Origin of the sequence: Myroides sp. N17-2 (assembly GCF_002286775.1) — a bacterium.
Classification (GTDB): domain Bacteria; phylum Bacteroidota; class Bacteroidia; order Flavobacteriales; family Flavobacteriaceae; genus Flavobacterium.
In genome coordinates, this window is sequence record NZ_NSGJ01000058.1 from 13,313 (window position 1) to 27,624 (window position 14,312).

General features: G+C 34.0%; 16 protein-coding genes and 1 other RNA gene. 5 read left to right on the plus strand and 12 right to left on the minus strand.

Annotated elements, in window-relative coordinates:
* Positions 1-35: 35 nt before the first annotated feature.
* Complete coding sequence (aroQ, locus tag CF599_RS17410) at positions 36-452, minus strand: type II 3-dehydroquinate dehydratase (RefSeq protein WP_121967231.1); 417 nt, start codon at positions 450-452, stop codon at positions 36-38.
* A 428-nt stretch (positions 453-880) separates the two neighbouring features.
* On the opposite strand from aroQ, the gene CF599_RS17415 reads away from it, so the two are divergent.
* On the plus strand, positions 881-1,498 hold the full coding sequence (locus CF599_RS17415) for an outer membrane beta-barrel protein (protein ID WP_121967232.1): 618 nt from the start codon (positions 881-883) through the stop codon (positions 1,496-1,498).
* Between the two features lie 89 nt (positions 1,499-1,587).
* Positions 1,588-2,502 carry a site-specific tyrosine recombinase XerD gene (gene xerD, locus CF599_RS17420; RefSeq protein WP_121967247.1) on the plus strand — a complete coding sequence of 305 codons (915 nt, stop codon included), beginning with the start codon at positions 1,588-1,590 and terminating at the stop codon, positions 2,500-2,502.
* Between the two features lie 230 nt (positions 2,503-2,732).
* Here xerD and rny read toward each other — a convergent pair whose 3' ends face one another.
* The 4 genes from rny to CF599_RS17445 form a co-directional block, all read right to left on the minus strand.
* Positions 2,733-4,295: a ribonuclease Y gene (gene rny / locus CF599_RS17430; protein WP_121967233.1), complete on the minus strand. Its 1,563-nt coding sequence runs from the start codon at positions 4,293-4,295 to the stop codon at positions 2,733-2,735.
* A gap of 53 nt (positions 4,296-4,348) precedes the next feature.
* A non-coding RNA gene (gene ssrS / locus CF599_RS17435) (6S RNA) lies at positions 4,349-4,456 on the minus strand.
* 58 nt (positions 4,457-4,514) lie between these two features.
* Positions 4,515-4,823, minus strand: a complete 309-nt coding sequence (locus tag CF599_RS17440) for a cell division protein ZapA (RefSeq protein WP_121967234.1) — start codon at positions 4,821-4,823, stop codon at positions 4,515-4,517.
* A gap of 8 nt (positions 4,824-4,831) precedes the next feature.
* Positions 4,832-5,122: a hypothetical protein gene (locus tag CF599_RS17445; RefSeq protein ID WP_121967235.1), complete on the minus strand. Its 291-nt coding sequence runs from the start codon at positions 5,120-5,122 to the stop codon at positions 4,832-4,834.
* Positions 5,123-5,309: 187 nt separating this feature from the next.
* Between CF599_RS17445 and CF599_RS17450 the strand changes: the two genes are divergently transcribed.
* Positions 5,310-7,001 (plus strand): M23 family metallopeptidase, encoded by a 1,692-nt coding sequence (locus CF599_RS17450; protein WP_121967248.1) that lies wholly within the window; start codon positions 5,310-5,312, stop codon positions 6,999-7,001.
* Between the two features lie 151 nt (positions 7,002-7,152).
* Positions 7,153-7,917 (plus strand): hypothetical protein, encoded by a 765-nt coding sequence (locus CF599_RS17455; RefSeq protein ID WP_121967236.1) that lies wholly within the window; start codon positions 7,153-7,155, stop codon positions 7,915-7,917.
* Positions 7,918-8,141: 224 nt separating this feature from the next.
* Here CF599_RS17455 and CF599_RS17465 read toward each other — a convergent pair whose 3' ends face one another.
* From CF599_RS17465 to CF599_RS17495, 7 genes are all read right to left on the minus strand, one after another.
* A complete protein-coding gene (locus CF599_RS17465) occupies positions 8,142-8,567 on the minus strand; it encodes an SRPBCC domain-containing protein (RefSeq protein WP_121967237.1) in 426 nt (141 codons plus the stop codon).
* A 232-nt stretch (positions 8,568-8,799) separates the two neighbouring features.
* On the minus strand, positions 8,800-9,360 hold the full coding sequence (locus tag CF599_RS17470; protein WP_121967238.1) for a histidine phosphatase family protein: 561 nt from the start codon (positions 9,358-9,360) through the stop codon (positions 8,800-8,802).
* Positions 9,345-10,121: an adenosylcobinamide-GDP ribazoletransferase gene (locus CF599_RS17475; RefSeq protein ID WP_121967239.1), complete on the minus strand. Its 777-nt coding sequence runs from the start codon at positions 10,119-10,121 to the stop codon at positions 9,345-9,347. Before CF599_RS17475 ends, CF599_RS17470 begins: the two co-directional genes overlap by 16 nt.
* Positions 10,118-11,122 (minus strand): nicotinate-nucleotide--dimethylbenzimidazole phosphoribosyltransferase, encoded by a 1,005-nt coding sequence (gene cobT / locus CF599_RS17480; RefSeq protein ID WP_121967240.1) that lies wholly within the window; start codon positions 11,120-11,122, stop codon positions 10,118-10,120. Before cobT ends, CF599_RS17475 begins: the two co-directional genes overlap by 4 nt.
* Before the next feature lie 75 nt (positions 11,123-11,197).
* Complete coding sequence (locus CF599_RS17485; RefSeq protein WP_121967241.1) at positions 11,198-11,767, minus strand: Crp/Fnr family transcriptional regulator; 570 nt, start codon at positions 11,765-11,767, stop codon at positions 11,198-11,200.
* Between the two features lie 46 nt (positions 11,768-11,813).
* Positions 11,814-12,575, minus strand: a complete 762-nt coding sequence (locus CF599_RS17490) for a DUF4369 domain-containing protein (protein ID WP_121967242.1) — start codon at positions 12,573-12,575, stop codon at positions 11,814-11,816.
* A gap of 4 nt (positions 12,576-12,579) precedes the next feature.
* On the minus strand, positions 12,580-12,903 hold the full coding sequence (locus tag CF599_RS17495; protein ID WP_121967243.1) for a YbaB/EbfC family nucleoid-associated protein: 324 nt from the start codon (positions 12,901-12,903) through the stop codon (positions 12,580-12,582).
* Positions 12,904-13,874: 971 nt separating this feature from the next.
* Here CF599_RS17495 and CF599_RS17500 point away from each other — a divergent pair.
* On the plus strand, positions 13,875-14,192 hold the full coding sequence (locus CF599_RS17500) for a GNAT family N-acetyltransferase (RefSeq protein ID WP_121967244.1): 318 nt from the start codon (positions 13,875-13,877) through the stop codon (positions 14,190-14,192).
* Positions 14,193-14,312 lie beyond the last annotated feature (120 nt).

Below are 14,312 nucleotides of genomic sequence, written 5' to 3' on the forward strand. Positions count from 1 at the left end.
GTTATAGAAGAAAAGCTTATTCAGGTTTGACATCATTATTCTAAGATAGAAGCTATAGCTAAGTCATAACTTTTTAATCCGAAGCCTAGAATTACTCCTTGGCAAACAGGTGATAAAAATGAATGCTTTCTAAAATCTTCTCTTTTGTGTGTATTAGATATATGTACTTCTATTACAGGAGTAGTTATTGCAGCTATAGCATCAGCTATGGCAATAGAGGTATGTGTATATGCACCTGCATTTAACACAATGGCGTCATAAGTGAATCCTATCTCATGTAAGTAGTTTATTAACTCTCCCTCTACATTAGATTGAAAGTAAGAAAAATTGATGTTAGAATATTTAGACTCTAAGGTTTTAAAATAATCTTCAAAAGAAGTACTTCCATAAACTTCAGGTTCTCTTTTGCCCAAGAGGTTTAGATTAGGTCCATTAATTATCGCTATTTTCATATCTGTACTTTGTGATAAACAAATATATTATATAATAACGTATGAAAGTTATAAATGGAGTTAATATATAACAGCGTGTTTTTTACTTTATATGTCGCTTAGATGGTAAGGTGATGATTTGTGATGTTTTTGAGGTGGTTAAAAAGCATTTTCTTATATTATCTTTTGTTTTTTATGTTAATGTTGGTTGTTTGTGATGTTTGTTTTGGTTTAATTGTGATTTATATTATAGATGTATGAGTAAAAACACCTTGTTTTAACAAATATTTATGAATGTTAATTATTTGATATATTATGTTGTTTTTTAATTGATTACGTGTTTTATTTTCTTGTTCGTGTTACGAAATTGTTATTTTATTATTAAAAAAAGCATCGCTATTGGTGAATGTTGCTACATTTGATGTGTTAATTAAAAATAGCTTAAAAACATGAAAAAATTAGTACTTTCATTAGTAGCTGTAGCTGCTATCGGTTTCACTGCAAATGCACAAGAAACAGAAAAACCAACTTTCGGATTCCAAGAAACTAACGTATTCGTTGAAGGAAACATCGGATTTAATTCTAAAAATGATAAAAATACAGACGAGAAAAAGAATGTATTTAACTTTAATCCTAAAGTAGGATATATGTTATCTGACAAATTTGCTGTTGGAGCATCTTTCGAAGTAGGTTCTGCTAATACTAAAGTTGATGGAACTAAAACTGCAAAAGTTAATAGCTTTTACGGAGGTGTGTTTGGTCGTTACTATTTCTTAGAATTAGGTCAACGTTTCAAAACTTATGCAGAAGTAGGTGTAGGTTATGCTCAAGTTAAAGACGGTGTTAAAGATGCTGTTAAAACTAAAGGTATGGCTGCTGGTTTAAATCTTGGTATGAACTATTTCGTTACTAAGAATGTTGCAATTAGCTTTAACTTAGGAGATGTTATTTCTTATTCTTCTGCTAAGAAAGATGGTGGTAAAGCAGTTAGTGAGTTCAATACTGACTTAAATGTATTCAATAACTTCTTTGATACAGCTACATTCGGTTTAACTTACAAATTCTAATTAGATTACAATCTTAATTGAATATAGAGAGCCTCTTTTTAGAGGCTCTTTTTTTGTTTGTATATTTGAGGTAAATTAAAATGTTATCTATGGCTTCTGGGTATTGGGAAGGGAATATTAAGATGTTTACTACTTATTTAAAGTTAGAACGAGGATTATCGATGAACTCTGTGGATAGTTATGAGTTAGATATCCGCAAGTTTATCAACTATCTAGATGGCTTTGAGGATAAGTACAGTATTGATTCTATTGATACGAGTGTGCTTCAAGGTTTTCTATATAGTATAGCAGAAGTTGTGGCTCCGACTACACAGGCTAGGATAATAGCCGGACTAAAGAACTTCTTTAATTACTTTATATTAGAGGGGTATATTAAGAAGTCTCCTGTAGAGTTGATTGATACTCCTAAGACAGGACGTAAGTTACCTGACGTATTAAGCGTGGAAGAGATAGATTTACTGATAGGTGCTATAGATCAGTCTACTCCAGAAGGCTTTAGAAACAAAGTGATGTTAGAGACATTATATAGCTGTGGACTGCGTGTTAGTGAATTAGTTGGACTTCGTTTATCTGATTTGTTCTTCGAAGAAGGGTTTATTAGGGTAATAGGGAAGGGGAGCAAGCATCGTTTTGTTCCTATAGATACCAATACGATGGAGTTAATAGTGTTGTATAACGACTCTATTCGCGCTCATATGGTAGTAAAGAAAGATAGTTCTGATATCCTATTTTTAAATAGAAGAGGAGGACAATTAACCCGTGCTATGATATTCACGATTATTAAGCGATTAGCAGTTGAAATTAGTTTGCAGAAGAATATTAGTCCTCATACCTTTAGACATTCATTTGCTACCCACCTATTAGAGAATGGGGCTGATATTAGAGCGATACAACTGATGTTAGGCCATGAAAATATAACTACTACAGAGATCTATACACATGTCTCTACAGAGCGTTTAAGGTCTGTGTTAGAAGAGTTTCATCCTAGATCATCTAAGAGTTAAACCCAGAATCAGCATTAGCCAAATACTACAAAGCAATTCTACTTTATATCTCTTTCATCAGCTTCTCAACCATACTATAGTATGGTTTCGTCACTAATTCAGACCTATTTTGTATAATTACTTTTCGTTGATATGTCTATCACTGATTCTGGGTTAAAAAGACAAATTAAGGATATAAAAAAAGAGCTATTGAATTTCAATAGCTCTTTTTTGTTGACTAGAAGTCTTTATTATTTAGCAATGTTGATTGCTCTTGTTTCTCTAATTACAGTGATCTTCACTTGACCTGGATAAGTCATTTCAGTTTGGATCTTTTGTGAGATGTCGAAAGATAGAGTCGCTGCCATTTCATCAGTTACTTTTTCACTTTCTACGATAACACGTAGTTCACGTCCAGCTTGGATAGCATAAGCATTCTTAACTCCGTTAAACTCATTAGCGATGCTTTCTAAGTCTTTCAGACGTTGGATGTATGAATCTAATACTTGACGTCTAGCACCTGGTCTAGCACCTGATATAGCATCACATACTTGGATGATAGGAGAGATTAATGTAGTCATCTCTATCTCATCGTGGTGAGCACCGATAGCATTACATACTTCTGGTTTTTCACCGTATTTCTCAGCCCACTGCATACCTAAGATAGCGTGAGGTAATTCACTTTCCGTTTCTGGTACTTTACCGATATCATGAAGTAATCCAGCACGTTTAGCTAACTTAACGTTTAATCCAAGCTCAGCTGCCATTAATCCACATAATTTAGCTACTTCACGTGAGTGTTGTAGTAAGTTTTGTCCATAAGAAGAACGATATTTCATTCTACCTATTATTTTGATTAACTCAGGGTGTAATCCGTGAATACCTAAATCAATAACAGTTCTTTTACCTATCTCGATGATCTCCTCTTCGATTTGTTTCGTAGTTTTAGCTACAACCTCTTCGATACGAGCAGGGTGGATACGTCCGTCTGTTACTAATCTGTGTAGAGATAGACGAGCTATTTCTCTTCTTACAGGGTCAAAACAAGATAAGATAATTGCTTCTGGTGTATCATCTACGATGATTTCTACTCCTGTAGCAGCCTCTATAGCTCTAATGTTTCTACCTTCTCTACCGATAATTCTACCTTTTACATCATCAGATTCAATGTTGAATACAGATACACAGTTCTCTACCGCTTCTTCTGTACCGATACGTTGGATAGTTCCGATAATGATCTTTTTAGCCTCTTGTTGAGCAGTAAGCTTAGCTTCTTCGATAGTTTCTTGAATAGACGCCATAGCATTTGCTTTAGCTTCTGTTTTAAGACTTTCGATGATTTGACCTTTAGCTTCTTCAGCAGTTAATCCTGAGATAATCTCTAATTGTTCTACTTGAGAGCGGTGAAGTCTATCTACTTCTTCTTGTTTCTTTTCAACAATTTCAAGTTTCTGATCATATTCAGCTACTTTTTTCTCACCTTCATCATTCGCTTTCTTAGCCTTCGCTAATTCACTTGAAATTTGAGATTCTTTATCTCTAGTTCTTTTCTCTGCTTCAGCGATCTTCTTATCACGCGCTAAGATTACTTGTTCATGTTCAGATTTTAACTCTATAAACTTCTCTTTAGCTTGTAATATCTTCTCTTTTTTTATTGCCTCTCCATCTGTCTTGGCATCGCGTATTAGCGTCTTTGCCTCATTCTGTGCGTTAGACAATATTGAGGAAGCATGGTTTTTTTCTAGGTACTTTGCTACCATGAAGCCTATTGCGGCACCAATCACTATTCCCCCAATGATCATTAGTATTTCCATAAATGTTTCTATAAATTATATATAAAAAAAGCCCACACTAGTTTGAGTTGTGTAAACTCAATAAATAACAAGTTTTGAGTTAGCTTGCTTTTCAAGGATCTGCGCAAGGCAGCATGCTTTAGTTGCAAAGATTCACCCATTTTAATTTGTTGGTGTTAAGTTTATCAAACAGTACTAATGTGAGCAGTATTTTTAGTATCTTATGTTAAGAACGTATTGTTATATTTTCTTTGAGAGAACACGATCTAAAGCCTCATCCAACCTGATTAAACGTTCTACAGATTTGTTATAACTATCTGTCGTATCAATTGTCTTTTGCTCATTCTGTGATGCGAATTGTAATGCACACATCGCCAGAACATCTTGCTTATCTCTTACGGCATAGTTTTCCTCAAATTGATGTATCATTAAATCTATCTTCTTTGATGCCGATCGCAGTCCTTCTTCTTGTGAGTAGGCTACTGTTAGAGGGTAAACCCTATCAGCTATAGATAATTTAATCTTTAATTGTTCATCTTTTTGACTCATATTATCCCTTATTTAGTGAGATGAGCTATACATTGATCTATCTCTTTAATCAATGAATTTATCTTGAGTTTCGTATCTCTTCTATTTTCTTCACTGCCCAATAGTGAATTCGCTAATTGTATTGATTCATACTTTTTGTAAATCGAGTCTAATTGTGTCTCGTTTTTCTGAATCTCCTCTTGTGCTAGTTGCAAACTACTTTTTAGTTGTTTGTTCTCTGCTTCCAAGGTGCTTAGTCGTTGCATAAGTTTAGCAAACTTTACCTCTAAAGAATTAATTATATCAGTTAGTTCGCTCATTATGCTTCTTATTCACTATCCTTTCAACAAAGTTACAATTAGTATTTAAATTTAAAAAGTTTTCTATAAAAAAAATGGTAAATAGTCTTTTATTTTATATTGCTGAAGGCTATGTGTTTCATTTTTAGTGATAATGTTATTTTTTATAAAGGTATTATGTAATTTAGCGGAAAAGTTTAAAGTTATTATGAAAGTTAATTTACTAACAGGCGTTTTTATTAGCGCATTTAGTACTATTGTACACGCCCAAAGTCAAGAAGTATTTAATAGTCCACTGAATATTTCTATCCACGCTTCAGGTAATTTTGGAGAGCTGCGTGGAACGCACTTCCATACTGGACTTGATATTAAAACCCAACAGCGTATAGGCTTGCCTGTATATGCTCCTGCAGATGGTTTTGTATCGCGTATTAAAGTTTCGACTTGGGGATATGGTAAGGCATTATATATAGATCACCCTAACGGACAGACTACTGTTTATGGGCACTTAGATTCGTATGCAGGTGATATTGCCAAATTGGTTTTAGATAGACATTATTCAGAGAATAATTTTGAGATAGAGATATTCCCTCGTAAGAATGAATTAGCCGTAAAGAAAGGACAGATAATAGCTTATACAGGTAATACAGGTGGTTCTGGTGGACCACATTTACACTACGAATTTCGTGATACCAAAACACAGAATATCATTAATCCACTTAGAGAGGGATTAGATAAACTCTTGACAGATACACAAGCTCCTACGATTAATGGGCTATATGTTTATCCTGTTGGAAGTGATGCTTCAGCGAATGAAAATGAGACACCAACTCAGTTGTCATATGTTACACAGAAAGACGGTTCTCTTTTGGCTAGCCCTGTAAAAGGACGTGGCGATTTAAGTTTCGGTATTGATATTCACGATACGGCTAACTTTAATACCAATAAGAATGGGGTGTATATGGTAGAGACTTCTGTTAATGGTAAACCGTTATTCTCTTATAAGTTCGACTTGTTTTCTTTTAATGAGACTGGGTTTGTAAATGCTTTAGTAGATTATGAACGCTATCTAAGTACTAAAAAGAAAGTACAACGTCTCTTTTATGATAAACCTTATGCGTTATCTGTATTAACTGTTGATGCAAATAAAGGGGTGTTTAATGTGAAGAGTGGACAGAATTATAACTACACGATAGTACTGTCAGATTATCACGGTAACAAGACTACAATTAAAATACCTGTAGAATATTCTAGTGCTGTAGCGAAGACTAAAAAGACAATCCCAACAGGTGAATATAAAATCAACTCGGATAGAGATTACATCTTTGAAAAAAATAAAGTAACAGTTAGTATTCCTGCAAAGGCTTTTTATAATGACTTTTTAATGGATATGTCTGTAGATAATGAGGTACTGAAGTTACACAAACCTGTGGTGCCAGTAGCGAAGAGTATGTCTATTACTTTTGACACTTCAGGAATGACTATCGCTAATCGTGATAAATCTTTTATTGCTAGAGTAGATGGAGGTAAGCGTGATTATTTTAAAACAACCAAAAAAGGTAACCTTTGGACTATTTATACGAAGAGTTTTGGTGATTATAAGATTATCGCAGATGAAAATGCTCCTACTATAGATAAAGCGAGCTTTACAGAAGGGCAGTGGTTAAGCAACGAATCTGAAATCTCATTCTTAGTTAGAGATGATATATCAGGGATAGATACCATCAATGGTTATATCAATGGTAATTGGATATTGTTAGATTTCGATTATAAGACTCGTAAGATCTTACATAAGTTTAGCGATGGCAAGGTAGTATCAGGACGTAATGATGTAGTGATAAAGGTAAAGGACAACGTAGGAAATGAAGGAGTGTATGAATCACACTTCTTTAGAGGGTAATTTATAGTCTAATCTTATCAAAAATAGATATTAATGAAAGAGAATCACTTAGGTGGTTCTTTTTTGTTTATAGTTCAAGTAAAAAAATGATAATTAGTGTTGTTAATTGAGATTACTATTTATGTATCTTTGGAGTATTAATTTTTCTATTATGAAAGTAAGAGTAGGACTGTTTTTAGGAGCCTTATTATTAGTTGTTGCTTGTAAACAAGAAGCAGAGAAACCTAAAGTTATCTATAAAGAAGATGGTACATCAGCTGCCTCTACTGAAACGGTTACGGATAAGAATCGTACGGAAGATATCCGTATCGCTGATTTGCCTGTATTAATGGGACAGTCAGATTATTTAGTACATCCTATAGGAGAAGTACGTGTATATAGTTATTCTTCTAAGAGCGGTATGAGTAAAGTGAACCAAACTTCTTATACTGTGTCTAACTATGCCCCTTTTGAACTAACAGGATTCTTAGAGAATTTAATGTTCCAACACAAAGATTCATTACAGATTAGACCTCTTACAAATAAGAAAGTACAGATACAAAGTGTTACTTATTTGAATACTATCGCAGAGAAAGCAAAGAAGAATATATTAGTGTATAGCATATTTGATGCTGATACGAATAGAGATGGTAAGCTAGATGCTAATGATATCAAAACGCTTTATATCAGTAAAGGAAGTGGTAAGAACTTTAAAAAACTTACTGTTGATCTTCACGAATTGCTTGACTGGAGTGTAATCGATTCACAAAACAGATTATACTTTAGAACAATAGAGGATATCAATAAGAATGGTGCTTTTGATAAAGATGATAATGTGAACTACTATTATATTGACTTATTGAGTAAAGATTGGGAAGTAGTTAGCTATGACCCATTTAATGTCAATACTCCATTAGAAGTAGAAGAACCAAAATAAAATACAAATAAAAGATAACAAAAAACTCGTGAATCACTTCACGAGTTTTTTGTTTTTATCCCATAATACGCAATAGACATATAAACGAAAAGTAATTATACAAAATAGGTCTGAATTAGCGATTAAAGCATACTATAGTATGGTTTTAGAGCTAATGAAAGGGCTATAAAGTAGAATTGCTTTGTAGTATTTGGCTAATGCGGAATGTGGGTTTATACAGTTTACTATTTTTTAGTCATAGATTCGACTCTGTTTTTTAATGCTATATTCATCGCTTCAAATCCTAATCGGGTATCAGCGTTTAGCTTTTTCTTTAAAAGAGGAACAAGTATACCACTGAAGTCCTCACGATGTTTAAACAGGCAGTTATGATCATCTATAGCGATTAGTTTAAATTGATGATGTCCATCGAAGATACCCTTTACCCATAGCTTTCCTTGCCAACTAAACAGTTCTTCATTCTTTTTAGTGTGTACGATTGGTTTAAACTTCATTGTTGGTAGCGTTATTTCTAATGGCATTCCGATAGAACCTATACCTGTTATAGATTTGATAAATGGATTCCAATAGGCATATTCATTAAAGTCCATCAGTACATCCCAAACCTCTTTTTTACTTGCCTTTATCTGTATGCTTGTTTCTATTCTCATATCTATGTTATTTGATAAGGACAAAGGTTAGCTTTCGGCGGCAATAATCTCTTGATTAATATCAAGAAAGATTACTTATACCTTAAATCTGTAACTACCATTTACTGCGAATTAATTCTACTTTACATAGCTTCAATTAGCGATTAAAGCACACTACAGTGTGCTTTAATCGCTAATCTTGCTCTGTTTTGTACAATTTATTCTCGTTTAAACGTTATCTGCAGATTTAAGGTTATACTTTTTTTATAATATAGTCATCTTTAGGTGTATTCCCAAGGTTAAAGTGAAGTACTTCACCAAAGTCTACCGGTATTTTAAAAGTACTGCTTAGAGGAGTCTGTAAGATATAGTTCCATATACAGCGTATCGGCCCAGCGTGTGTGACTAAGAGAACTTTAGTATAGTTCAGATGTCTTAATTCATTTAAAAATGAGGTTACTCTATCCTGTACCTTGAGTAGATTCTCACCATAAGGAGGACAACAGTGTGCGATATCATCCATCCAATTTTGTAGTTGCTCTTTCGGAATGTCATCCAATTTATTCATTTCCCATTGACCGAAGTTCATCTCCATTAATCTATCATCCGTTGAATAATAAGGAGAAAAATCATCTGCTATGAATGTACATCTCTTCAGTGGACTAGAGATTACAGTATCTAGATCTGTTGGGATTCTATCTTTGAATAAAGCTATCTCATCTGGATAGTCATTTAGGAGGTTCACATCAGTCTGACCGTAGCAATGTCCTGGAGGGACATCTACTTTCGTATGACGTATTACATAAATTTCCATAGTGTTAGTGTTGTTAAGTAAAATAAGACTTCACATACCTGCTGAATTGTACCTAGACAGTCTCCGGTATATCCGCCTATATGTTTTTTAAAGTACATAGTTAAATACATTTTTCCGAGGTAACAAACGAAAAAAGGTATAATGAATAACCAACTATCAAATAGGATATAAGGGATAATAGTTAGTATTAATGAACATAATAATGAAGTATAAGAAGGCTTCTGTTGAGCCATTGGCTTAGATTTACTATCATCAGTGTCTCTTACATATTTATGTGTGTAAATCGCAGTAGCCGCAGCAAATCTACTTGTTACGTGTCCGTTGATCATCGTTATCAATAGTAATGAGGTAGATAAATGAGCCAACTCTACTAGTGCTAAAAACTTCAAAAGTAGTAATAATACGATACCGATAACACCATACGCCCCGATACGACTGTCTTTCATAATAGTCATAATCTTCTCTTTGCCATATCCACCGCCGAAAGAGTCACATATATCTGTGAATCCATCTTCGTGAAATGCCCCTGTAAGTAGTACGGTTCCTATAATGGATAAGACTATCGCTATCTCTTTTGAGAATAAGTAAGATGCACAGATATATACGAGTACAGACATTGCCCCAACGATATAACCGATGAGGGGAAAGTACTTCTGTGATTTGTTCATAATCTCACTGCTATAAGGTACTTTAAACGGAATAGGTATCCTAGTGAAGAACATCACAGCTGTAAGAAAATAGATCAGTTCTCTTTTTATCATTTGTTAGAAACATTAGCAGATTCAAAACTAGCCATCTCGTTTAAGAATGCCACTGCACTCTGGATAAGAGGGTAGGCTAGAGCGCATCCTGTTCCTTCTCCTAAGCGCAGGTTCATATCTAAAATAGCTTGTTCGTTAAACGAGCGAAGTAATAGCTGATGTCCTTTTTCATCTGATTTGTGACAGAATATAGCGTTGTCTATAATTGTAGGTTCTATGTTAGACGCGCATAAGAATGCACTTGACGCAATAAATCCATCTACTAATATAATCATTCCTTGTCTATACGCTTCTAGCATAGCTGCACAGATTTGTGCAATCTCATATCCACCGAATTGTAATAAGGCTTCTTTAGCATCTTTTGGTTTTGGGTGCGTCTCTATTATGGTAGTAAGGATATTCTTTTTGCGGGCAAGTCCCTCATCATCTAACCCTGTACCCTTACCAACACACTGATCAATAGGGAGGTCTAATAATGAACTCATCAGTAGAGAAGCAGATGAAGTATTCCCGATTCCCATCTCGCCAAATCCTATAATATTAGTACCTGTCTGTGCGATATCTTTCACGATGTCTTTTCCTGAAGTGAAGCAGTAGGCTAGTTCTTCAGCAGTCATCGCATTACCTGAAATCATATTATGTGTACCTAGACCTGCCTTAGCTTGTATCAAATCAGGATGCGGTTCGAAAGGCTGACTTACACCGGCATCGACTACTTTTAGATTGATATTATGTTGTTTACAGAATACATTGATAGCAGCACCCTTATTTAAAAAATTAAGTACCATCTGATAGGTTACTTCAGCAGGATATGCACTAACACCCTCTTTTGCTAATCCGTGGTCAGCAGCGAAGACGATTATAGTAGGGTTAACTAATTTTGGCGTCAGTGATTGTTGCGCTTTGCCTATTTTGTAAGCTATCTTTTCTAGAAGACCTAAAGCGTTTAGTGGTTTGGTCTTTAAGTCTATTTTGTTTTGTAATTGTTGTTGTAAGTTCATTTTATAGTTTTTTTGGGTTGACACAAATATAGAATCTTAAACATTGAATTAGCACTAATCAGGTTAACAACTTAATTATTCTTTTGCTACCTTTTTTCTAATTCTACTTAATGTTTCTGGTGTCATCCCTAGCATAGAAGCGATGTATTGATGTGGTACTTCATTAAATAGAGAACCTAGTTGTTTAAAGAACACGGCATAACGCTGTTCTGCTGATAGAGATATAAATTGGAATATGCGTTGTTCCATTTGTTCAAAACAATGACCAATAAATCCTCTTTCCTTTTCTTGCCAATGAGCTACTTGTGACGCCAATATAGCATAGTCACTTTTAGTAATACACAATGCTTTTACTAGTGTTATCGCTTCTATCGTCCACTTAATAGGAGATCCAAATATCCAAGCAGAGAGATCTGTCATAAAGTAGTGTGGACTACCTATCCACTGTGTGATTTCTTTGCCGTCTTGCAGCGCATACACCCTCACAAATCCTGCAGTAATATAGTATAGGGGACAAGTATGCTGTAGAGGTGAGATTATCACATCCCCTTTATTAAAAGAAACAGGAGTGAATAAGCTCTCTGCTAGCTTAGCCTCTTGTACAGAGAGTTGTAATGCTTGTTGTAGTTGTGAGGTTAGTGTCATAGTAAAGGTAAGGTACAAAAAAAACGCCCATAAGGCGTTTTTAAAATTATTGTTGCACTTCAGCAGTAGGTACTTGTTCAGTTTTTACTTGCGCTTCTTGTGTTTTTCTTTCTTTGATATACTCATTAAATTGTTTACCATACTTACGAGCAGTCACATCTTTAGATAGTGAATTAAATACAGTATCTAATAGTTTAGTATTCGCATCGTATAACTCTGTTAAAGCAATATAAGGGCTCGCATCAGATTCCTTGTGGTTAATCGCAAAGTTAACAGCATTCAAATACTTTCGAATCGTTAGCTTTTTAGATAGATTCACTAAGCTATCTTTTTTCGAATCGTTCTTTTCTTTCTCAGCATTAAAAATGTCTACTAATAGATTATTTTGTTTCTCTACTATAATAGAGCGAGTCTTGATATATTCATCATAAGTCTCCTGAGATTTAGAACCTGTTACTTTAGCATCGCTATAGAAGTTCTTAAGAGACGTATTGATTGTCATCTGACCTGGCTCAGCGAAGAACATAATTTGGTTATCCTGAGAGTTAGTATGCCCTCTGTCTAATGTCAAATAAAATACCTCAGGTGAGTCAATATTTAAGCTAAACTTAAATTTAGAATCTCCATTTACAGTTAGTGAGTCGATAGCTTTAACTACCGTATCCTGTATTTGATATAGATATAATTTACCTTGTTTAAATCCATCGACGTTACCAGTTACAGTAAGATTGCCTTTAGATTCTTCTTTATTACAAGATACGAATATAGCTCCAGTAGCAAGTAGAAGAGCACAGATAATTTTTTTCATATTATTATTTGAATAAGTCCATTCCTGGGATATTTGGCATACCATCTTTAGCTGCAGCCGCTAGTTCAGCTTCATTGATAGTAGAAGCCTTATCTATAGCGCGATTAAGCACCATAATAAGATAGTCTTCTAATTGGTCTTTGTCTTCCATTAATTCATCAGAGATAGATAAAGAGCGGATAGTTCTATTAGCAGTCAACGTTACTTTTAGCATTCCGTCATTACTTTGATCATCTACTAGTACAGTATCTAATCTTTTTTTAGTCTCCTCTATTTTTGCTTGGGTTTCTTGAAGTTTACCCATCATACCCATTAAGTCTCCAAACATATTTAATGTATTAAAATTAGTGTCGCAAAAATATTAAAATCTTTTGAACAAGTACATTTTTGTTAGAGAATAGTTAAGTTTTGTTTATGACCGCTTGTAATCAGTATGTTAAGTGGTATAAAGAGTAGCGTCTGTAATCCCTTAATGAAGACTTATAAAAAAAGCGACCTAGTTACTTGGGGATAACTAGGTCGCTTAAGAAAAAGAAAGTTTATTGTTTTTGTTGCGAATAGATGTTTACATATACCGTGCCAAAAAATGTAATCAGTGTTATTTTAGAAGTATAGCGTATTATTTTAATGTATTTACTGCGTTTGTAGAGATGAAAAAATAGTTTTTTAGTTTACAATGTAATATCAAGAAGTACCTTTTAGAGCCTATTTTCCCCTTTATTTTACTTTTCTATCTAAGATTTTGAAGTACTTTATTAGTCCTTTCTAGATGTAAATTCATATCTATCTCGATTCTCAGTTAAAGGAAGATTCCGTATCAATAAGTGATACATTGTTCGACAAATGGCTTCTCTGTACGACTATTTACGGCTAATACTCGAGTAACTGTCGAGCAGCTTAGCATGAGTACTGACTCCTGTTGGGATTGAGAGGTGTCTTTAAAAAATTGGAAAACACATGATATTTTTTAAATTGGTTAAATACAGCTTGTTATGATATTTAGGGTTAAAAAAAAGTGAAAGCCTTTTTTTTGTAATTTGTACATTTTGCTCTAAATACAGAAGGTATTAGAAAAAAAGGACTTGAAAGAAGTTGAAAACACGGGGTTAAGGAGAGGTTGAAAAGTGATAAATAAAAAAAGCCTCTATTAATTTTTTAGATTAGGGATAATATTTGTATCTCGTAAAGTTTTATTTAAATCAGAACGATGTATAAAACTTAATCTACCACAAGTGAAAAGGAGTGCTTCTTGGCATATTTTTGTAAGACAAAGATTTAATAATCCAAAAATAGATAGATATGAAAGAAGAATTTGTAACTTTAGAAGTAGTTAAAAATACTGATACGAAACGTTTTGAGTTGACAGTTGATGGTTATACAGCATTTATAGATTATGCAGAAGAAGGTAAAGTGATAAAGCTTATCCATACAGAGAGTCCAGAAGAGTTAGCAGGTAGGGGTGTTGCAACTGCTTTAATTGAGAAGAGTCTAATGTATATTGAGTCTAATGGTTATGAATTATTTCCATTATGTCCTTTAGTATATGCGTATATCAAACGCCATCCTGAGTGGAAACGTGTGGTGTCTATGGTATTCCCAGCATACGATAAACTATAATTAAATCATTGTTGTCCGATAAAAAAAAAGAAGCCAGCAAGCTGACTTCTAAAAAGTTATCGTAGTTTAGTCTTGCAAAACAATAAACACGATGAGTAAAAGTACATATTTTTCTAGTAA